The sequence below is a fragment of the Micromonospora sp. WMMD708 genome, from assembly GCF_049315245.1.
Taxonomy (GTDB): Bacteria; Actinomycetota; Actinomycetes; order Mycobacteriales; family Micromonosporaceae; genus Micromonospora; species Micromonospora wenchangensis.
In genome coordinates, this window is record NZ_CP186060.1 from 2715394 (window position 1) to 2735882 (window position 20489).

The 20489-nt window shown below is 72.9% G+C and carries 21 protein-coding genes and 1 pseudogene; 10 read left to right on the top strand and 12 right to left on the bottom strand.

What is annotated here, in order from left to right; translation table 11 throughout:
* The 6 genes from ACN260_RS11830 to ACN260_RS11855 all read left to right on the top strand — a co-directional run bounded on the left by ACN260_RS11830 (nucleotide 1) and on the right by ACN260_RS11855 (nucleotide 4680).
* A complete protein-coding gene (locus ACN260_RS11830; RefSeq protein WP_091242950.1) occupies nucleotides 1-444 on the top strand; it encodes an acyl-CoA thioesterase in 444 nt (147 codons plus the stop codon).
* 22 nt (nucleotides 445-466) lie between these two features.
* Nucleotides 467-997 carry a flavin reductase family protein gene (locus ACN260_RS11835; protein WP_422756688.1) on the top strand — a complete coding sequence of 177 codons (531 nt, stop codon included), beginning with the start codon at nucleotides 467-469 and terminating at the stop codon, nucleotides 995-997.
* Complete coding sequence (locus tag ACN260_RS11840; protein ID WP_422756010.1) at nucleotides 994-2352, top strand: cytochrome P450; 1359 nt, start codon at nucleotides 994-996, stop codon at nucleotides 2350-2352. Before ACN260_RS11835 ends, ACN260_RS11840 begins: the two co-directional genes overlap by 4 nt.
* Before the next feature lie 378 nt (nucleotides 2353-2730).
* On the top strand, nucleotides 2731-3369 hold the full coding sequence (locus tag ACN260_RS11845; protein WP_422756011.1) for a MerR family transcriptional regulator: 639 nt from the start codon (nucleotides 2731-2733) through the stop codon (nucleotides 3367-3369).
* Between the two features lie 142 nt (nucleotides 3370-3511).
* Complete coding sequence (locus tag ACN260_RS11850) at nucleotides 3512-4093, top strand: hypothetical protein (protein ID WP_422756012.1); 582 nt, start codon at nucleotides 3512-3514, stop codon at nucleotides 4091-4093.
* Nucleotides 4090-4680, top strand: a complete 591-nt coding sequence (locus ACN260_RS11855; RefSeq protein ID WP_422756013.1) for a copper resistance CopC family protein — start codon at nucleotides 4090-4092, stop codon at nucleotides 4678-4680. Before ACN260_RS11850 ends, ACN260_RS11855 begins: the two co-directional genes overlap by 4 nt.
* 186 nt (nucleotides 4681-4866) lie before the next feature.
* On the opposite strand, the gene ACN260_RS11860 is transcribed toward ACN260_RS11855, so the two are convergent.
* Nucleotides 4867-5652 carry a helix-turn-helix domain-containing protein gene (locus ACN260_RS11860; protein ID WP_422756014.1) on the bottom strand — a complete coding sequence of 262 codons (786 nt, stop codon included), beginning with the start codon at nucleotides 5650-5652 and terminating at the stop codon, nucleotides 4867-4869.
* Nucleotides 5653-6490: 838 nt separating this feature from the next.
* On the opposite strand from ACN260_RS11860, the gene ACN260_RS11865 reads away from it, so the two are divergent.
* Nucleotides 6491-8398: a CRTAC1 family protein gene (locus tag ACN260_RS11865; RefSeq protein WP_422756015.1), complete on the top strand. Its 1908-nt coding sequence runs from the start codon at nucleotides 6491-6493 to the stop codon at nucleotides 8396-8398.
* Nucleotides 8395-9432 (top strand): enediyne biosynthesis protein, encoded by a 1038-nt coding sequence (locus tag ACN260_RS11870; protein WP_422756016.1) that lies wholly within the window; start codon nucleotides 8395-8397, stop codon nucleotides 9430-9432. The genes ACN260_RS11865 and ACN260_RS11870 overlap by 4 nt, the downstream gene beginning before the upstream one ends.
* A 147-nt stretch (nucleotides 9433-9579) precedes the next feature.
* Here ACN260_RS11870 and ACN260_RS11875 read toward each other — a convergent pair whose 3' ends face one another.
* Nucleotides 9580-10254, bottom strand: coding sequence for a helix-turn-helix transcriptional regulator (locus ACN260_RS11875; RefSeq protein WP_422756017.1), 675 nt, complete (start codon nucleotides 10252-10254; stop codon nucleotides 9580-9582).
* A 530-nt stretch (nucleotides 10255-10784) separates the two neighbouring features.
* Between ACN260_RS11875 and ACN260_RS11880 the strand changes: the two genes are divergently transcribed.
* Both ACN260_RS11880 and rfbA read left to right on the top strand, forming a co-directional pair.
* Complete coding sequence (locus ACN260_RS11880) at nucleotides 10785-10964, top strand: hypothetical protein (RefSeq protein ID WP_422756018.1); 180 nt, start codon at nucleotides 10785-10787, stop codon at nucleotides 10962-10964.
* Between the two features lie 80 nt (nucleotides 10965-11044).
* Nucleotides 11045-11920 carry a glucose-1-phosphate thymidylyltransferase RfbA gene (gene rfbA / locus ACN260_RS11885; RefSeq protein ID WP_422756019.1) on the top strand — a complete coding sequence of 292 codons (876 nt, stop codon included), beginning with the start codon at nucleotides 11045-11047 and terminating at the stop codon, nucleotides 11918-11920.
* Nucleotides 11921-11981: 61 nt separating this feature from the next.
* Here the strand turns inward: rfbA and ACN260_RS11890 are convergent, their stop codons facing one another.
* The 10 genes and pseudogenes from ACN260_RS11890 to ACN260_RS11935 all read right to left on the bottom strand — a co-directional run bounded on the left by ACN260_RS11890 (nucleotide 11982) and on the right by ACN260_RS11935 (nucleotide 20466).
* On the bottom strand, nucleotides 11982-13010 hold the full coding sequence (locus ACN260_RS11890; RefSeq protein WP_422756020.1) for a sensor histidine kinase: 1029 nt from the start codon (nucleotides 13008-13010) through the stop codon (nucleotides 11982-11984).
* Nucleotides 13003-13698 (bottom strand): response regulator transcription factor, encoded by a 696-nt coding sequence (locus ACN260_RS11895; protein ID WP_422756021.1) that lies wholly within the window; start codon nucleotides 13696-13698, stop codon nucleotides 13003-13005. Before ACN260_RS11895 ends, ACN260_RS11890 begins: the two co-directional genes overlap by 8 nt.
* A gap of 91 nt (nucleotides 13699-13789) precedes the next feature.
* Entirely contained in the window at nucleotides 13790-14530 is a 741-nt protein-coding gene (locus tag ACN260_RS11900) for a zf-HC2 domain-containing protein (RefSeq protein WP_422756022.1), read from the bottom strand.
* A 14-nt stretch (nucleotides 14531-14544) separates the two neighbouring features.
* Nucleotides 14545-15339, bottom strand: a complete 795-nt coding sequence (locus ACN260_RS11905; protein ID WP_422756023.1) for a RibD family protein — start codon at nucleotides 15337-15339, stop codon at nucleotides 14545-14547.
* Between the two features lies 1 nt (nucleotide 15340).
* Entirely contained in the window at nucleotides 15341-15997 is a 657-nt protein-coding gene (locus ACN260_RS11910) for a GTP cyclohydrolase II (protein WP_422756024.1), read from the bottom strand.
* Nucleotides 15998-16111: 114 nt separating this feature from the next.
* A pseudogene (locus ACN260_RS11915) lies at nucleotides 16112-17038 on the bottom strand (lysylphosphatidylglycerol synthase domain-containing protein); the annotation flags it as partial.
* A gap of 55 nt (nucleotides 17039-17093) precedes the next feature.
* Nucleotides 17094-18050 (bottom strand): class I SAM-dependent methyltransferase, encoded by a 957-nt coding sequence (locus ACN260_RS11920; RefSeq protein WP_422756025.1) that lies wholly within the window; start codon nucleotides 18048-18050, stop codon nucleotides 17094-17096.
* Nucleotides 18047-19081 (bottom strand): glycosyltransferase family 4 protein, encoded by a 1035-nt coding sequence (locus ACN260_RS11925; RefSeq protein WP_422756026.1) that lies wholly within the window; start codon nucleotides 19079-19081, stop codon nucleotides 18047-18049. The genes ACN260_RS11920 and ACN260_RS11925 overlap by 4 nt, the downstream gene beginning before the upstream one ends.
* Nucleotides 19082-19084: 3 nt before the next feature.
* The gene (locus ACN260_RS11930; RefSeq protein ID WP_422756027.1) at nucleotides 19085-19483 is read right to left on the bottom strand and encodes a 6-pyruvoyl trahydropterin synthase family protein; all 399 of its coding nucleotides are present in this window, start codon (nucleotides 19481-19483) and stop codon (nucleotides 19085-19087) included.
* Entirely contained in the window at nucleotides 19471-20466 is a 996-nt protein-coding gene (locus ACN260_RS11935; protein WP_422756028.1) for a zinc-dependent alcohol dehydrogenase, read from the bottom strand. Before ACN260_RS11935 ends, ACN260_RS11930 begins: the two co-directional genes overlap by 13 nt.
* Between the last annotated feature and the right edge of the window lie 23 nt (nucleotides 20467-20489).

Consider the following 20489-nt stretch of genomic DNA (forward strand, 5'->3'; position numbering starts at 1 on the left):
ATGGACAAGTACTTCGAGTACCCGCACACGGTCGGTTTCGAGGAGACCAACATCGTCGGGAACGTCTACTACGTCAACTACCTGCGCTGGCAGGGGCGCTGCCGGGAGATGTTCCTCAAGCAGCACGCCCCGGACGTGCTGGCCGACCTCCAGGACGACCTGAAGCTGTTCACCCTGAAGGTCGACTGCGAGTTCTTCGCCGAGATCACCGCGTTCGACGAGTTGTCGATCCGGATGCGCCTGGTCGACCTGGTGCAGACCCAGCTGGAGTTCAGCTTCGACTACGTACGCCTCGACCCGGGCGGCGGCGAGACGCTGGTCGCGCGGGGGCGGCAACGGGTGGCCTGCATGCGCGGGCCGAACAACCGGACCGCGCCGACCCGGGTGCCGGAGGCGCTGACCCGGGCGCTGGCGCCCTACACGGCCACTGTCCGGGCCCAGTGACGGCGAGGAGACCACCATGGACATGCCCCTTGGCGACGACGACCCGGCGGTCGACCCGGCAGCGCTGCGGCGGGCCTTCGCCGCCTTCGCCACCGGCGTCACCGTGGTCACCGTCGGGGGTCGTTCCCCGCACGGGATGACCGCGAACGCCTTCACCTCCGTGTCGCTGGACCCGCCGCTGCTGCTGGTCTGCGTGGACCGGGAGGCGGTCATGCACCGGCACCTGGTGGCCGCCGGCAGCTTCGCCGTGTCGGTGCTCGCCGCCGACCAGGAGCACGTGGCGCGGCACTTCGCCGACCGCCGCCGGCCGCTCGGGGCCGCCCAGTTCGACGTCGTCGACTGGCGGCCCGGCCGGTTGACCGGAGCGCCGCTGATCTCCGGAGCGCTGGCCTCCTTCGAGTGCGCCCTGTGGCGTGACTACGAGGGCGGCGACCACACCATCTTCGTCGGCCGGCTGCTGTCGGCCGAGAAACGTCACGAGGAGGACGCGGTGCTGTTCCTGCACGGCCGGTTCCGGCAGATCACCCCGATGCCGAGCGGGGTGGTCCGATGACCACCGTCGCGCCCCGGGTCGTCCCCCGGGGGCCGACCGGGGTGGCGATGCTCGGCACCCTGTGGAAGCTCGGCCGCGACCGGCTCGGGTTGATGCGCTCCGCCGCCGAGACGTACGGCGACGCGGTGCGGCTCGGCCCGGGGCGGGGGCTGCACTTCTTCAACCACCCCGACCACGCCAAGCACGTGCTGGCCGACAACAGCCAGAACTACCACAAGGGCATCGGGCTGATGCACGCCCGCCGGGCCCTCGGGGACGGGCTGCTGACCAGCGAGGGCGAGCTGTGGCGGGAGCAGCGTCGGGTGATCCAGCCGGTGTTCCAGGCCCGCCGCATCGCCGGGCAGGCCGGGATCGTCGCCGAGGAGGCCGGCCGGCTGGTCGACCGGCTGGAGACGTACGCCGGTGGCGAGCCGGTCGACATCCTGCGGGAGATGACCGGACTCACCCTGGGGGTGCTCGGGCGGACCCTGCTCGACGCCGACCTGAGCGGTTTCCGGTCCCTCGGGGCGGCCTTCGAGTCCATGCAGGACCAGGCGATGTTCGAGATGGCGTCGATGAACCTGGTGCCGATGTGGGTGCCGCTGCCGCAGCAGATGCGGTTCCGGCGGGCCCGCCGGGAGCTGGAGGGGATCGTCGACGAGCTGGCCGCCCGGCGGCGCTCCCGGCCGGGCCACGAGGACCACGACGACGCGTTGTCCCGGTTGCTGGCCTCAACCCGCCGGGAGACCGATCCCGCGGTGGGCCGGCGACGGCTGCGCGACGAGCTGACCACCCTGCTGCTGGCCGGGCACGAGACCACCGCCAGCACCCTCGGCTGGACCTTCCACCTGCTCGACCGGCACCCGCAGGTCTGGGACCGGGTGCGGGCCGAGGCGCTGGAGGTGCTGGGTGACCGGTCGCCGACCTACGAGGACCTGCCCCGGTTGACGTACACCTCGATGGTGCTCAGTGAGGCGATGCGCCTCTACCCTCCGGTGTGGATGCTGTCCCGGCGGGCGCAGGAGGCCGACGAGGTCGGCGGGTACGCGGTGCCCGCCGGCACCGACGTGCTGATCTGCCCGTACACCCTGCACCGGCACCGGGCCTACTGGGACGACCCGGACCGGTTCGACCCGGAGCGGTTCTCGCCGTCGGCGTCGGCCGACCGGCCGCGCTACGCGTACGTGCCGTTCGGGGCCGGGCCGCGGTTCTGCGTCGGCAACCATCTCGGGCTGATGGAGGCGGTCTTCGTGGTGGCCATGGTGAGCCGCCGGTTGCGGCTGCACACCCCGGCCGGGCACCGGGTGGTGCCGGAACCCATGCTGTCGCTGCGGATCCGCGGCGGCCTGCCGATGACGGTGCGGGCTCTGACGTGACCCCCGTGCCCCAGTCACGAAGCGCGGTTCAGCAACATCGAATAACCGGTGCGCAGGTCGCACTGGTTACTATTGCGCTGAGCAACTCTCAGGTTGCTCATCGTGCTGGGGGAGGTGCGATGAGTCCCGGATGCGCGGCGACCACCCCGGCCGGTACGGCCCGAGGTGCCCGCCCTGCCCATGGAGCCGCCGTCGTGCCGACGGGCGGTTCCGCCGCCGTCATCGCCGATGCGCCGACGGCCTTCACCCGCCGTGCTGCCCGGCGTCCGCTGTCCACGGCGGTGCCACCGCCGTTACGTTCGGGCCGGCCGCTGCCGGGCGGCGGCGCACCGCCGCGCACGGCGTCCGGCGGTGGCCACCGGGACCCTGGGGGGACGGATGCGCATCTCAGATCTGGCCAGGATCAGTGGTGTTCCACTTCCGACGATCAAGTTCTACATCCGGGAGCGCCTGCTGCCGCCGGGCCGTCCCACCGCACGCAACCAGGCTGAGTACGGCGAGGAACACCTCGCCCGGCTCCGGCTGATCCGGGTGCTGGCCGGCATCGGACGGCTGAGCCTGTCCTCGGTGCGCCGGGTGCTGGCCGCCCTCGACGACAAGGGACTGGCGTTGGGCGCGCAGTGCCGTGCCACGATCTGGGCGCTCTTCCCCGACCAGCCCGAGGACGACGACGCGCCGGACGTCGGGCCGGCCCGGGTCCAGGTCGACGCGTTCATCGACCGGCTCGGCTGGGAGGTCGACGTCGCCTCCCCGGGCCGCGACACCCTCGCCCACGTGCTGACCGCGTTGCAGCGGTTGGACGCCGACTGCGACATCGACGTGTTCAGCGAGCACGCCGAGAGCGCGGAGCGGATCGTGACGCACGAGTTCCAGCACGAGTCGGCGCACTCCGCCACCGCCATGGCGGTCTGGAACGTGCTGTCCGAAGTGGCCTTCGAGGCGATGCGTCGGATGGCCCAGGAGAGCCACCTGGCGCGCTGCTGCGCCGGTCCCGCCGAACGACCGGCGGGGGCCTGAGCGTCCCACCACAGTAGATGTTCGGCACGCTCGAAGACGACAACCACCGCGGCGGGTTCCAGCCTGGAGGGACGGCGTGCTGCCGTCCCCCGGCCCCGCTGTGGTGCCGGTGTCCGTCGACCGATGGGGGAGACCACCCGACATGTCGAACCAAGCCGTATCCCGCCAGCCCCGATCGGGCCCGCTCGGCCTGCTCAACGGCCCCTACCACCGGATGGCGCTGAACCTGTACATGCTCGTCGTGCTGGCGCACTGGGCCGAGCACCTCGCCCAGGCGTTCCAGATCTGGGTGCTGGGCTGGCCGGTGCCGCAGTCGCGCGGCGTGCTGGGGATGGCCGTGCCGTGGCTGGTCACCTCCGAGTGGCTGCACTACGGGTACGCCATCGTGATGCTCGTCGGGTTGGCGCTGCTGCGTCCCGGCTTCGTCGGCCGGGCCCGTACCTGGTGGACGGTGGCCCTGGTGATCCAGTTCTGGCACCACATCGAGCACCTGCTGCTGCTGCTCCAGGCGCAGACCGGGAACTTCCTGTTCGACCGTCCGGCGCCGACCAGCATCCTCCAGCTGCTCGTGCCCCGGGTGGAGCTGCACCTGTTCTACAACACGATCGTCTTCCTGCCGATGGTGGTCGCGATGTACCTGCACCTGCGACCGAACGCCGCCGAGCGGGCCACGATGGCCTGCACCTGCGCTCCCCGTTCGGTCAGGGCGCTCACGCCGGCATGACCACCGCCGGACAGGACGGCCGCCGCCGTGGCTTTCTCGGGCCGCGTACGGCGGCCGTCGTCGTGGTGCTGGTGACCGTGGCGACGGCGCTGTGGCTGCGTACGCCGGGCACCCCCGGGCCGGCCGCGACGGTCGACGCCGTGGTCGTGCCCGCGGACGGCAGCCGCCTGGCCACCGGGCCGACCGAGGTGCGGCTGCGGCTGCCGGGGACGCCGGACCCGGACGAGGCGCACGTGTCGTTGACCCCGGCGCAGGGCCCGCAGGTGGCCACCGGCGCATCCCGGCGCGACGGCTCCGAGCTGGTGGTGTCCGTGCCCGCCCTGCCGCAGGGCAGCTACACGGTCGCCTACCACGTGTGGCTCACCGACGGGCGGCAGAGCAGCGGACGCAGCGTGTTCGCCGTCGGCGCCGCCCCGCTGCTGCCGCCGGCGGACGTCACACCCGAAGCCGGGCACCAGCACGTCGGCACCGACCCCCTGGACGGTCTGCTGCTGGTGCTGGACCTGGGCCTGCTGGTCGCCCTGTCGGTGATCCTGCTGCGCCGCCCCCGGGTCGTCCCCGACCCGGAGGAGTCCCCGGAGCACTGACCCGCCTGGACGTGTTCCGGGCACCGACCCGCCGGCCGGTCCCGCCCGATCCCTCGGGGCGGGACCGGCCGGCCGGTGCGGTGGGCCGGGCCGCCGACCGGTCCGGTCGGGCGGCGGACACGACGATGCGGCGCACCCCACCCGCCGGTGGGATACGCCGCCGTCCACCCCGTGGTGTGAGCCGGGTCAGGCCGCCTCGACCCGGTAGCCGACCTGGTCGAGCGCCATGCGGCGGATGTCGAGCAACGCGAGCAGCACCGGCGGATCGATGGAACGGGCCGGCTTGAGGTGCATGTCGATCGCAGGGACCGCCTGGTCGCGGCGGACGATGATCGGCCCGTGCGAGCCGACGAAGATGTGGTCGGGGTCCAGGTCGTGGGCGTCGGTCGGTGACCCGTCCGGGCGTACCGACTGCACGAGCAGGTACCAGTGGCCCTCCGGCACCGTCTCCAACTCGAACGCGCCGGCGCCGTTGAGCACGGCGCACCGGACCGGACGCCCCTCGGGCAGCGGGTCGGGGAAGAGCCCGACGAAGACGAAACCGAGATCCTGCTGGTCGGGGCCGGCCACGGTGCCCCGCACGGTCGAGGTGCGCCCCCCCGAGGCACCCCGGGTCTCGTCCTGCGGAATGCGTGTGCTGAACCCCCGGTAGCGCCGGTAGGCGGTGGGGGACATGCCGACGCTGCGGGTGAACCGTGAGCTGAACGTGCCGACGCTGTTGTAGCCGACGCGGAGGCTGATGTCGGCGACGTTCAGGCTGGTGGAGACGAGCAGGTGCTTGGCCTCCTGGAGGCGGATGGCGGACAGGAAGCGACCGGGGGAGACGCCGGTGACCCGGCGGAAGATCCTTGAGAAGTGGAACTTGCTGAACATCGCGGCGCGGGCCATGTCGTCGATGGTGATCGGCTCGGCGATGTTGTCCCGCATCGTGACGATGGCTCGCTCCACCGCCCGTTCAATGACGTCTTCCACGGTCTCCCCCAGGGTGCTCGATTCGTCGGCCGTTGGCATCCCCGGGCACGGTTGTGGCGACTGCGTGCGTACGGTGTCTATGCCGGCTGATTGATGGAGCCTTTAGTCTCGATCAATGCATAAACGCGGATGCGGCCGTCGAAATTGCCTCTGGCCGTTGTGGCCGAGTTGATGCTAGCGCGACCAAAGATAGGCGGCAATGGACGGCGGTGGGGGTGACATGGATAGTTGGGCTATCGATCCCGCCCGTATTTGCCAGTGAAGATCCTCGCTATCCGTTGGGCGGCCCCCGGTGTCATCGGTGCAGCGTGCGGCCATTTTCCGGGCCGGGTGACGGTTGGTGACCGGGGTGGTGCGAGAGGATTCGTCCGATCTGGTGGGTCGGTCGGGCGTGCCCGGCTCCGCGGGTAACAAAACAGGCAAAAGGCATTAAGCAGCAGTTATAGCCATGGTCCCTGCCTGCATGAGTGAGGGTTCAGGAGAGCAAAGTCAGAGAACTTTGACGCATCGCGACCGCTGTCGGACGCGCTGTGATGGTGTGATCAATGTGCCGACGGCTGCGCCCGGGTGGTGGGAGAGCAAGCTATGAGAAGACTCCATTCGGCTTCTGGCTGACGATGTTCGTGGCCCCTGAAAGGGCTGCAGTCATCTGATGGGCGGCTTTTCGGTTGGTTATTCACCCCGCCGCGGAGGGTGGTAATCATCAGTATCTCCGCCCCGTTCGATGGCACTTCCGAGTGACCAGTCAACGGGCGAACGACGCGCCCACGAAAACGTAGGGGGACTGTTGCCGTCTCAATCTGCCGGCTTCCTTCGCCGCGCAACTCCCGCAGCCTTTGTGCTCGTTCTGCTGAGCATTCTGTTCGTCGTGGCACAGCGCCCGGAGGCGTCCGCGGCCGAGCGGTCGGAGCTGGCCGCGCGGTTCCAGTTCGCCGAACTACCCATCGCGCTGCCACCAGCACCCGTCACCCGTGCGGTCCGCGAGGTCAACCCGGAGTACGAGCACATCAGGTCCTGGGTCTCCTCGGTCGGCGCGGCGATCGCCCTCAACGACCTGGACGGCAACGGCGTGGCCGACGACCTGTGCCTCGTCGACACCCGCAGCGACACCGCCGTGGTGACCCCGGCGCCCGACAGCGGCGCCCGCTACCAGCCCTTCGTCCTCGATCCCCGGCCGCTGCCCACCGACACCACCATGGCGCCGATGGGCTGCGTGCCCGGCGACTACAACCTCGACGGACGCACCGACCTGCTGGTCTACTACTGGGGTCGGACCCCGGTGCTGTTCCTGCACCGGGCCAGCGCCACCGACCTGCGGCTGGGCAGCTACGCGCCGACCGAGCTGATCCCCACCCAACCCGGTCCGGGCAACCGCTACCAGGGCGCGCTGTGGAACACCAACGCGGTCGCCGTGGCGGATTTCGACGGTGACGGCCGCCCGGACATCGGGGTGTTCAACTACTTCCCCGACACCCAGGTGCTCGACCCGGACGGGCAGCCGAACGTCCAGATGAACGCGTCCATGTCGCACGCGCGCAACGCCGGCGGGGCGCACGTGCTGCGGTGGGACGCGGCCACCGGCGGTGACCAGCCCTCCATCCGGTACGTCGAGCAGAAGGCGGTTCCCGGTCCGGTCTCCACCGGCTGGACCCTCGGCGCGGGCTCCGCCGACATCGACGGCGACCTGCTGCCCGAGCTGTACCTGGCCAACGACTTCGGCCACGACCACCTGCTGCACAACGTCTCGACCCCGGGCCGGATCAGGTTCGCCCAGACCCAGGGCCGGCGGGGCGCGTTCACCCCGAAGTCGATGGTGCTCGGTCAGGACTCGTTCAAGGGCATGTCGATCGACTTCGGTGACCTCGACAACCGGGGCAGGTTCGACATGTTCGTCAGCAACATCACCAGCTCCTGGGGGCTGGAGGAGAGCAACTTCGTCTGGATGAACAACGCCGGCAGCCCGCAGGAGGCGCGGGCCAAGCTCACCCGCGGGGTGGCCCCGTACGACAACAAGGCGTCCAAGCTGAACATGGCCTGGACCGGCTGGGGCTGGGACGCCAAGATGGCCGACTTCGACAACAACGGCTCGCTGGAGGTGGTGCAGGCCGACGGGTTCGTCAAGGGCACCACCAGCCGGTGGGCCTGGCTCCAGGAGTTGGCGATGTCCAACGACCTGATGCTGCGCAACCCGGCGATGTGGCCGAAGGCGGAGCCGGGCGACGACATCGCCGGCAACGACAAGCTGGCGTTCTGGGTGCGGCAGGGCAAGACCTTCGTCAACATCAACGCCGAACTCGGCCTCGACGTGCCCATCCCGACCCGGGGTGTCGCGGTGGCCGACACCAACGCCGACGGGGCGCAGGAGTTCGCGGTCGCCCGTCAGTGGGGCCCGCCGGCCTTCTACCGCAACACCGGCTCGTCCCTGGGTGACTTCCTCGGGTTGCGCCTGCACCGGCCGGCGGTGGCCGGCACGGCCGGTGCCCTCACGCCCGCCTACGGCGCCCAGGTCAAGATCCGTACCGCCGACGGGCTCACCCAGATCGCCCAGCTCGACGGCGGCGGCGGCCACTCCGGCAAGCGCAGCTTCGACGTCTTCTTCGGGCTGGGTTCCGCCGGGGACCGTCCGGTCTCGGCCGAGGTGTGCTGGCGTGACCTGACCGGCGCGACCCACAAGCAGACCCTCTCGCTCACCTCCGGTTGGCACGATCTGATGCTGACCACCGACGCCCAGGAGATCACCCGATGACTGACGTCAGACAGGAAGACGTGACCGACGCCGCGGTGCGTACGGTCCCGGCCGGAGACCGGTCCGTCGACCCGGCGGCCCCGCCCACGGCCCGACCGGCGGTCCCCCGGGTGGACGCGAAGGACCCGCGCTACCTGGCGCTGCGCAACTTCGCGATGTCGATGTCGATCTTCAACATCATCGGCTACACCCTGCTCGGTTTCGAGCAGCCGTGGACCTGGCCGTTCTTCGCGCTGCTGGTGGGCTACACCGCCGAGATCGGGATCGAGATGGTGTCGGCGTGGGCCGGCAAGCGGCGACCCGCGTTCAGCGGCAACGGCGTCTGGGGGATGTACACCTTCCTGCTGCCCACCCACATCACCGCGCTGGCGGCGAACATGCTGCTCTACGCCAACGACCGGTTCTGGCCGGTGGCGTTCGCGGTGGTCGTCGCGATCGGGGCCAAGACCGCGTTGCGGGCACCGGTCAACGGCCGGATGCGGCACTTCATGAACCCCTCGAACTTCGGGATCACGGTGACGCTGTTGGCCTTCTCCTGGGTCAACATCGCGCCGCCCTACCAGTTCACCGAGAACGTGCCGGACGCGATCAGCATCATGGTCCCGCTGGTCATCATCACCGCCGGTACGGTGCTCAACGCCATGCTGACCCGCAAGGTGCTGCTGATCGTCGGCTGGCTCGGCGGGTTCGTCATCCAGGCGGTGGTCCGCGCGCTGGTGCTGGACGTGGCGATCTGGGCGGCGTTGGTGCCGATGACCGGGGTGGCCTTCGTCCTGTTCACCAACTACATGATCACCGACCCGGGCACGACGCCGTCGCGGGGCCGCAACCAGTTCATGTTCGGCTCCGCCGTGGCCGGGGTCTACGGGGTGCTGGTCGCGTTCAACGTGGTCTACACCCTGTTCTTCGCGGTCACCATCGTCTGTGCCGTGCGAGGCCTGATGTGGTGGGGCATCTGGTGGCGCGACCGCGCCCGCGAGCGTCGTCGGGGGTCGGTGCCGGTCAGTCCGGCGGCGCCGGCAATGGCTCGCTGATCCGGTCCGCGACCACGTGGGGCCGTCCCGTCGGGGCGGCCCCACGTCCGTGTCCGACGGATGTCGCGGGCGGGCCGCACCGGCTCCGGTGCCGGTCCCCGGCGCACCGGCGGTCGCCCGTCCCGGGCGCACCGGCACCGTCGCCGGTCAGCCGGTGCGCAGCAGTGACGGCAGACCGGCGGCGTGCACCACCGGCGGGTCGAAGGTGCGCATGGGGCGCAGGGTGAGGTCGGCCCGGACCGACCGGGACGGCACACCGACCGTCACCGGGCCGTGGTGCCCGACCAGCAGCGGGCGGGTGCCGGCGGCAGACCGGCGGCGGTGCACCGCGTGGGCCAGGACGAACCAGGTGCCCGGCGGCACCGGCCCCAGCAGGTACGGCCCGGGGCCGGGCAGCACCGTGGAGCTGACCGGTCTGCCCTGCTGGATGCGCTCCGGGAACAGCCCCACGAAGATCCAGTCGGGCGCCTCGCCGGGAAGCGTCCGGATCTGCCCGCGCACCGTCGGCCCGGTGGCGTCGCCCGGGTCGGGCCTGACCGGGCAGGGCAGCCGGTACGGGTCCTCCCGCCCCGGGCTGCGGCCGAGCCGGCGGAAGGTGGAGGGGGAGAGGCCGACGCTGCTGCTGAACCGGGCGCTGAACGTGCCGACACTGGTGTAGCCGACGTGGTGACTGATGTCGGTGACGCTCCACGAGGTGGCCAGCAACAGATGCTTGGCGCGCTGGAATCGGATCGCCGAGAGGAATCGACCCGGTGACACTCCGGTCACCCTATGGAACACCCGGCAGAAGTGGTACTTGCTCAGCAGGGCGGTTCGCGCCATTTCGTCCACGCTGAATTGCTTCCCCAGATTCTGGTGCATTTCGGCGATGACCCGCCGGACCGCCCTGCTGCTGTGGTCTTCCATCGTGCCCCCGGCGAGCGTAATGGTGGGTGCTGGTCTCCTACGACGTGAATCGCCTGTCTGGGCTGCGACGATGCAGCGTCGTTCCGGCTCCGCGACGTCCCCCGGGGCGGTGCCGACAACTGGTGGTTTGATGGCGTGAAAAGGGCTTTGTCGGTTTTGTCGAATCAGCTGACCTCAATGCTAGGGCACCCTCAATGCATGGTCAACGGCGCACAATCCGAATGGCGCTAACAGATGCCTTTTCCGGATGCGTACCCCTCGTCTAGCCGGTGATGATTGCGGCCATGGCCCGATGCGCCCGGGTCGGGGATTGATGTCGGAAAAGCGATACCCGGCGGTTCACCCGTCGCCGGACGTCGATTCGACCGTTGACCTGGGCAACGAGGAAGGTGCGCCCGGCCCACCGCCGGGGTCACGATGGGAGACGTCCCGGAATGGGGAACACGATGACCGACGACGCCGACGACGAGGCCCGCCCCGGGCCCGGTCGCCCCCGTACCACCCGGTCGGCCGGCACCGACCGTCCGCCGTCCGCCCTGGATGCCTGGGGACGGGCGAACCGGCGCGGGCAGTGCGACTGGTCCGAGCCGGACACCGAGCCGCACCTGATCCGGGGCCTCGACTGAACCGGCCCGAGCGCCACGGCGTCGACTGAACCGGCCCGAGTGCCCGCGGCGGCGTCGACGGTCGGAGGAGGGAAGGGCCCGTGAAGGGAATCGTCCTGGCGGGAGGGTCGGGCACCCGGCTGTACCCGATGACGGTGCCGGTGTCCAAGCAGCTCCTGCCCGTCGGCGACAAACCCATGATCTACTACCCGCTGTCCGTGCTCATGCTGGCCGGCATCCGGGACATCCTGGTCATCGCCAAACCGGCCGACCTGCCGCAGTTCCGGCTGCTGCTCGGCGACGGCTCCCGGCTCGGCCTGGCCTTCTCCTACGCCGCGCAACCCGAGCCGCGCGGCATAGCCGAGGCGTTCCTGATCGGCGCGGACCACGTCGGCGGCCACCCCAGCGCGCTGATCCTGGGCGACAACATCTTCCACGGCACCGCGTTCTCCCGGCTGCTGCGCGAGGAGACCGCGGCGGTCGACGGCTGCACCCTGTTCGGCTACCCGGTCCACGACCCGCAGCGCTACGGCGTCGGCGTCACCGGCCCCGACGGCACCCTGCTCGACATCCAGGAGAAGCCCGCCCAGCCGCACTCCAACCGGGCCGTCACCGGCCTGTACCTCTACGACCACGAGGTCGTCGACATCGTCAAGAACATCCGGCCGTCCCACCGGGGCGAACTGGAGATCACCGACGTCAACCGGGTGTACGTCGACCGGGGCCGGGCCCGCCTGGTCGACCTCGGGCGCGGGTTCGCCTGGATGGACGCCGGGACCCCGGAGTCGCTGCTGCAGGCCGGCGTCTACGTGCAGACCATGCAGGAACGGCAGGGCGTCCGGATCGCCTGCCTGGAGGAGACGGCACTGCGGATGGGTTACATCGATGCGGCGGCCTGCCACCGGCTCGGCGCCGCCATGGCCGGCTCCGACTACGGCCGCTACGTGATGGACATCGCCGAAGAGTTCGGCGCCTGACCCGCCGGACGCCGGCCCGCGCGGTCCGACCGCTCCACCGCGGGCCGGCCGCGCGACGCCCTCAGCCGGTGGCCAGCGGCAGCCGGACGACGAACCGGCAGCCCTCGGCGACGTTGTGCACGTCCACCCGCCCGCCGTGTGCCTCGACCAGCCCGCGCACGATGGCCAGCCCCAACCCGCCGGAGCCGGCCGGCGATCCGTTGCCCGGGTGCGGGGTACGCGCCGGCTCGCCGCGGAACGCCACGTCGAACAGCCGGGGCAGGTCGGCCTCCGGGATGCCGCCGCAGGTGTCGGCCACGGCCAGCCAGGCGACGTCGCCGTCGCGCCCGGCGTTGACCTGTACGGTGCCGTCGGCCGGCGTGTACCGCACCGCGTTGAGCAGCAGGTTGCCCACCACCCGGCTCAGCTCGGGTTCGCTGGCGGTCACCGTGGGCCATCCGGAGGCGGCGGACACCAGCCGGATGCGGCGGGCGGCGGCCAGCGGTGCGGCACCGGCCAGTGCGTCGGAGACCACGTCGCCCAGCGGCACCGCCGACAGCGACAGCCGCAGCGCCCCGGCGTTGATCCGGGACAGCTCGAACAGGTCGTCGACCAGCCGGGTCATCCGGTCGGTCTCCACCCGGATCCGGCGGTGGTACTCGTCGACCGTGTCCGGGTCGGCGACCACCCGGTCCTCCAGCGCCTCGGCCATCGCCCGCAGCCCTGCCAGCGGGGTCCGCAGGTCGTGCGAGACCCAGGCGACCAGGTCCCGCCGGCCCTTCTCGATCCGCCGCTCCCGGGCCCGCGCCTGGTCGGCCCAGACCGCCGCCGAGGCGAGCCGCCGGGCGAACAGCCAGCCGACCGCGAGGCTGACCAGCGCCGCCGCCGAGACGGTGATCAACACCACCTCCAGGTCGTGCGGGGAGAGGAACATCGCCTCGGCGATCACCGCGACCCCGGCCACCACCGCGCCCACCGTCATCGCCAGCAGCACCGTGACGTGCACGGTGATGGACCGGCCGCGCAGCAGCCGCAGCACCCCCGCGCCGAGCAGCCCCACCCCGCCGGCCGCGGCCAGCGCCGCCCCGAAGATCAGCGCCAGGTCAGTCATCGGCCGGCTCGTACCGGTAGCCGACCCCCCAGACCGTGACGATACGGCGCGGGTTGGCCGGATCGTCCTCGATCTTCTCCCGCAGCCGGCGTACGTGCACGGTCACCGTGGACTGGTCGCCGAACCGCCACCCCCAGACCCGTTCCAGCAGCTCGGCGCGGGACAGCGCCCGGGTGGGATGCTGCATCAGGTGGGCGAGCAGGTCGAACTCGCGCAGGGTCAGGGCCAGCTCCCGCCCGTGCAGCCGGGCCACCCGGGGGCCGGTCGCCACGGTCAACCCGCCGTCGTCGAGCACCTGCGCCGCCGCCGTGACCGGTTCACCGCCGGCCCGGCGCAGCACCGAACGGACCCGCAGCACCAGCTCCCGGGGGGAGAACGGCTTGCTGAGGTAGTCGTCCGCGCCCAGTTGCAGGCCGAGGATCCGGTCCGCCTCGTCGCCCCGTGCGGTCAACATCACGATGGGTACGCCGTCCGGCCGCTGCCGCAGCCGCCGGCACACCTCCAACCCGTCGAGCACCGGCAGCATCACGTCCAGGACCACCAGCTGCGGGGGAGCGGCGGCCACGGCGGCGAGCGCGGCGGCCCCGTCCCCGACGTGGTCCACCTGGTAGCCGGCGTGCTCCAGATAGCGGCACACCACGTCGCTGACCGTCCGGTCGTCGTCGACCACCAGCACCCGCTGCGCCACCGGCACCTCCCTCTCGTGCCGGCCAGCGTAGTCCCGCGCACCCCCGCCGCGACCCGCCGGAAACCTTGCCAGGTGCTTACGGTCGTACGGCTCAGGCCGCCCGACGGTCCCGGGCCTGCGCACCGTACGGCTGCGCCGTGACCGGGCGGGGCTCGTCGAGGTCGTCGAGCCGCAACCGCCACCGGGACCGGCCGGTACGCCGTCCCTGTGGCGGTCCGGCCGGACGTGGACCCAGCCGGTACAGCAGCACCGTGATCAGGTAGCCGCCGACCAGGAACCCGTGGCTGACCAGCCGGGGCACCGCCACCTGCGCGGTGACCAGGTCGTTGACCGACAGCAGGACCAGGGTGGCGACGAAGGCGCTGAGCATCGGCAGCAACCCGGCCGGCGGGGTACGCCGCAGCGCGACGAAGAGGAAGCCGGCACCCACCGCCACGTTCCACGCCGCCGACTCGTGCCACAGGTGCTGCCCGGCCGGGTGCAGGTGCTCGGCGCTGACGCCCTGACCCACCTGGGCCAGGCCGAGGGCGAGCTGGACCGCGCCGAGCAGGCCCAGCGCCACCCGCAACGCGGTGACCAGCCCACCTGGCCACCGCAGGCCACGCCGGGGGGTTGGCAGGGGCACGGCGGCGAGGATCGTCTCGGTCAGGTCGGGCGCGGGCGCCGTCACCACCCGGGTCCGGGCCCGCCGGGTCACCATCGCGGCGACCCCGTGCCAGGCGCGGCAGTCCGCGCAGCCGTCGAGGTGCGCCTGCACCGCCACCCGCTCCTCGGCGGTCTCCTCCCCGTCGAGCTGGGCCGACAGGATCTCCCGCCATGCTGCGCACCGCATCGGACGATTGTCGCTCATCCCGGCGCCCCGTCGGCGCAGCGTTCCGACAGGGCGTAGCGCATCAGCACCACGTCGCCGATCTGGCGTACCTCGGCGAGCCGGGCCCGCCGGCCCGGATGCCACGGGAACGCGCCGTCACCGACGAACCGGGGGGCCCGCCGGTCGCCGACGAAGAACGGGGCGACCACCAGGTGCAGCTCGTCGGCGAGGCCGGCGGTGAGGAACTGGGCGTGCACCGACGCGCCGCCCTCCACCATCAACCGCTGCACCCCCCGACCGGCCAGGTCGGCCAGCACCCGGGCCGGGTCCAACGGGTCACCCGCGTCGACCACGGTGGCCAGCCCGGACAGCAGCCCGGTGGTCCTGTCCACCGCCGGCCCGGCACAGTAGACGACCTTCTCGGCGTCCCCCACGGTGAAGAACCGGGCCTGCGGGTCCAGCAGCCCCCGGGCGGTCATCGTCACCTTCACCGGCGACGGCGGCAACCCGGCGGCCTGCCGGGCGGCCCGCAGCCGCGCCGAGCGGACCACCAGCCGGGGATCGTCGGCCCGGATCGTGCCCGCGCCGACCAGGATCGCGTCACAACCGGCCCGGACGGCGTCGATGCGCTCCATGTCCTCGGCGTTGGACAGCAGCAGCCGCTCCCCGGTGGCGTCGTCGATGTAGCCGTCGATCGACGTGGCGCAGCTCAGCAGCACGTACGGCCGTCCCGTCGACGCCGGTACGGCGGTGGACGTTGTCGCCGGCACGGCGGTGGACGTTGTCGCCGGCACGGCGGTGGCCGCCGTCCCGGCCGGTACGACACCCATCTCAGTTCAACGACGGCAGGTCGACGGCCCGGGCGGCGGCCCGGCTGGCCTTCGCCGCCAGGTATTCGGCATTGGCAGGGGAGAGGAACACCCCGGTCGGCACCACCTCGGCGACCGCCACGCCCAGCCGGGTCAACTGCTCGGCCTTGTCCGGGTTGCTGCTCAGCAGCACCAGCTCCGGCACCCCGAGCACCGCCAGCATCTGCGCGGCGGCCCGGTAGTCCCGTTCGTCCTCGTCGTGCCCGAGCGCCACGTTCGCCTCGTAGGTGTCCAACCCGGCGTCCTGCAGGGCGTACGCGTCCAGCTTCGGGTAGAGGCCGATGCCGCGCCCCTCCTGCCGCAGGTAGAGCAGGAAACCCCCGGCGTCGGAGATCCGTTGCACCGCCTCGCGCAGCTGCGGGCCGCAGTCACAGCGCTGGCTGCCGAAGACGTCCCCGGTGAGGCACTCGCTGTGCGGGCGGACCAGCGGCGCCGCCCCGCCCGCCGCGTGCCGGCGCAGCGCGCCCGCCCAGTCGCCCAGCCCGAACGCCAGGTGCTCCCGCCCGTCCACCAGCCCGTCGAAGGAGAAGACCCGGGCCGTCGTGGCGTACCCGTCGGGGAACCGCAGCGGGACCGTGACCTGTGTCCGGACCGTCGCGGCCGGCAGTGCGTCGTACATGTGTCTCCTCTGTCAGGCGCTGCCGGCGAGCCCGGCAGCGGATACCGGTGAGGAACCACCCTGGCTTCCCACCGTACGGTCACCCGGTCGTCCGCGCAGTGCGGACGGGCGACCCCGCAGCACCAGCACGGCGGCGCCCGGCAGGGCCGCCACCAGCACCAGTGCTCCGTACACCAGGGCGGTCGCCACCCCCTCGGCGGCACCCAGGCCGGCCGCCCCGAACGCCCAGGCGGCGACGCCCTCGCGCGGGCCGAAACCCGCCATGTTGGCGGGCAGGCCCATCGCCAACAATGCCAGCAGCGTCAGCGGCACCAGCACCGACAGCGGCGCAGTGACCCCGGCCACCCGGGCCGCGAGCACGAACGTCGCCAGATGGCAGCCGACCACCACCGTCGAGGTCAGCAGCACCCCCGGCCCGGTCCGCCGGCCCAGCAGCCCGGCCCGCACGTCGGCGACGGCGGCGCGCAGCGCGCGGGCCCGCCGCGACGGCCCCGACCGGGGCAGCGCCCGCACCAGCACCACCAGCACCAGACCCACCGCCACCGCCACCACCGTCACCGTCGGCAGGTACGGCCGCACCGGCGACGGCAGCGCCAGCAGCAGCGCCACCGCCAGCACCACCTGGACGAGCTGCCCGGCGGTCCGTTCCCAGACCACCGCGCGTACGGCCCGGCCCAGGTCACCGGCCTCCCGGCCGTGCCGCACCGCCCGGTGCACGTCGCCGAGCACCCCGCCGGGCAGCGTCGCGTTGAGGAACACCGCCCGGTAGCAGTCGGCCACCGCCGTGCCCAGCGGCAGCCGGATGCCGAGGGCCTCGGCGACCAGCCGCCACCGCCACCCGCAGCCGAGGGCCGCCAGCGCGCCCAGGGCCAGCGCGCCCAGCACCGCCGGAGCGTCGATCCGGCGCAGCCCGGCCAGGGCCGGACCGGTGCCCAGCCACCACAGCAGCGCGCCGACCAGGGCCACCCCGCCCAGGTTGCTCACCCAGGCCCAGGCCGTGCGGGCGCGGGCGGGTGACGTGCCGGTGGCGTCTGATGACACGCGGTTCCTCCTCCGGAGATCCTGTCCCTTCTCACGTACCGGCCGGGGAACCGGTTCATTCCACCCCGGCGAGCAGGTCGTCGTGGCCGACGGTGACGGTGAGCCGACCGGCCGCCGCCTCGGCCCGCCGCCACCGGGCGTACCCGGCCGTCCGGTCGGCCAGGTCGGGACGCTGGGCGACGGCCGCCTCCAGCCAGCCGTCGAACCACTCCACGATCAGCTCCGCCTGCCGCGGCCCCAGCCGCCACGGGGTCGACCGCACGGTCACCGGCATCCCGTGCCGGGCGAACTCGGCGACGGTCACCCCGGCGGCGTCCGGGCCGAGCAGCACCCGGCCGTCGACGGTACGCCGCTGGTGGGCGTCGAAGGCGGCGGCTACCTCCGCGTCGAGCGGATCGGCGGGGTCGAACCGGACCCGACCGACCACCGAGAGCACGAACAGGCTCGGGCAGCCGACGCCCGCGCAGGCGGCCACGATCCGGGCGATCTCGTCGGCGGTGAGCATGTCCAGCAGCGCCGACGCGGTGACCAGGTCCGCGTCGGCCAGGTCGGCTGGGGTCAGCCGGGTGATGTCGCCCTGGCGGGTGAGCACCCGCACCGGGCTGCCGTCGGCGGCCACCGGCACCGCCACGCCCGCCCGCTCCAGCAGCCCCGGGTCCCGGTCGTGCAGCACCCAGCGCTGCGGGCCGGGCAGCAGCGGAGCCAGCCAGCGCAGCATCGACCCGGTGCCGCTGCCCAGGTCGTGCACCACCCACGGCCGGTCCCCGCGCAGCGACGTGACCGACCCGACGCCGGCCACCAGCATCCCGGGCCCGCCCTCACCGGCCGGCGACACGGCCGGCGCACCGGCGACTGCGGCCGGCCCGCCGACCCCACCGGCGTCGGCGGTCGGCCCGGTGCCGGTGAGCCGGGCGCGGAGCAGGTCGACCAGCTCCCCGCTGCGGGCGTCGGCGTCGGCGGGTTCCCGCAGCCGCAGCCAGTCGGCGAACGGTCCGGTGGCGTACGCGGTCATGTCCTCACTCCGTCCAGCACCTGGGAGATGATCGTCACGGTGGCCGGCCACCCGGGCAGGTCGGCCCGCCGGCCCCGGGCCGCGTGGCGCAGCCGGTCCCGCAGGTCGGCCGAGTGCAGCCAGCGGCGCAGGGCGCCGGCCAGCGCCACCGGGTCGCCCGGCGGCACCAGCACCCCGGGTGCGGCGCCGTCGCCGGCCCGGCCCAGCGCCTCCGGCACCCCGCCGACCGTGCTACCCAGCACCGGGATCCCCCGGGCCAGGGCCTCGACCACCACCATCCCGTAGGTTTCGGCCCGCGACGGCAGGACCAGCAGATCCGCCCCCGCGTACGCCGCGTCCAGTGCCGGCCCGGTCACCGGTCCGTGCCAGCGCACCCGCCCGGCCAGCCCGTCCCGCCCGACCCGCTGCCGCAGCCCGGCCACGAAGGCCGGATCACGGTCCAGCGCGCCCACGCAGTCCAGCGTCCACGGCCGGTCGACCAGCCCGGTCAACGCGTCGACCAGCACGTCGTGCCCCTTGACCGGGGTGACCGCCGCGACGCAGAGCAGCCCGGTGCCGGCAGCCGTGCCGGGGGCCACGTCGGCCGGGTCGACCCCCGGGGTGGCCACCGTCACCCGCCCCGGATCGATCCGGTGCCGGGCCAGCAGCAGCTCCCGGGTCCAGCCACTGGTGGTGACGAGCGCGTCGGCCAGCGGCAGGGCACGGGCCTCGGCGTCGTCACCGAGCGGCATGTGCACCAGCACCACCTGGCGCAGCCGGCCGGCCTGCGCCGCCAGCAGTTCCGGCACGGTCGAGGCGACCAGCCCGTCGTAGAGCACCGCAACCCCGTCCGGCAGGGCCGCGAGCAGCCCGGCCAGCCGCGCCCGCGCCGCGTCGTCGGGGTGCGGCCAGTCCCCGGGTACGCCGTGCTCGCGCACCGTCCAGCCGGCCGCCACGAGGCCGGCGCAGACCCGCCTGTCGTACGCGTTGCCGCCGCTGGGGGTGGCCGGGTCGTCGATGTCGCCGGGCAGGACGACGTGCACCGCCCGCACGGGCTACAACGACCGCTCGTAGCTGGCCCAGGCGATGTGCGACTCGTGCAGGGTGACCGTGATCCCGGCCAGTTCCCGGGCGCCCGCGCCCAGCCCACCGGCGTGCACCCGGTCGGCGAGCCGGTCGGCGACGGTCCGGCACAGCACCTCGGTGGTGGTGTTCTGCCCGGCGAACGCCGGCTCGTCGTCGAGGTTGCGGTACGTCAGGTCGGCCAGCACCGCCTTCAGCTCGTCGGTCGCCCGGCCGATGTCCACCACGATGCCGTCGTCGTCGAGTTCGGTGCGGCGGAAGGTGGCGTCGACGACGAAGGTCGCCCCGTGCAGCTTCTGCGCCGGCCCGAACACCTCCCCCCGGAAGCTGTGGGCGATCATGATGTGGTCCCGTACGGTCACGCTGAACACGGCGTCTCCTCGTCGTAGGTGATCAGATGGCACAGCGCGGGGAGGTCCCCCGAGGCCAGCCGGGCGAGCACGGCGGGCAGCTCCGCGAAGCGGGACCGCCCGGTCAGCAGCGCGTCGAACACCGGGTCGGCGAGCAGTTCCAGGGCGAGCGTCAGCCGGTCGGCGAAGGTCCGCCGGGACGCCCGCGCCGGGGAGACCGTGCCGACCTGGCTGCTGCGCACCGTCAACCGGCCGGCGTGGAACGCCCCGCCCAGCGACAGCTCCACCGGCCGGTCGCCGTACCAGCTCAACTCGACCACCGTGCCCTCCGGGGCGAGCAGGTCCAGGCTGCGCTGCAACCCGGCGGCGGTGGCGCTGGCGTGCACCACCAGGTCCCGGCCCCCGGTCGCCGCCTGCGGCGGGGCGAAGTCGACCCCCAGCGCCGCGGCGACCGCCGCCCGCGCCGGATCGGCGTCGACCAGCTCCACCCGCACCCCCGGGAAGCGGGCAAGCAGGGCCGCCACGCTGCACCCGACCATCCCGCCGCCGACCACGCTGACCCGGTCACCGACCAGCGGCGCGGCGTCCCACAGCGCGTTGACCGCCGTCTCCACCGTGCCGGCGAGCACCGCACGGGCCGCCGGCACGTCGTCCGGCACCGGGGTCACCGCCGACGCCGGCACCACGTACGCGCTCTGGTGCGGGTGCAGGCAGAACACCGTCCGTCCGCGCAGCGCCGCCGGCCCGGCCTCGACCACCCCGACGCTGAGGTAGCCGTACTTGACCGGGGCGGGGAAGTCGCCCTCCTGGAACGGGGCGCGCATCGCCGTGTACTGGCCCGGTGGCACACTGCCGGTGAACACCAGGGTCTCGGTGCCGCGGCTCACCCCGGAGTAGCGGCTGCGCACCAGCACCTCGTCGGGGCCGGGCGTGGGCAGGGTCACCGGCCGCAGCTCACCGACGCCGGGGGAGCGGAGCCAGAAGGCCCGGGCATCGTGGATCACGCGGGTTTTCTCCTCTTCTGCCG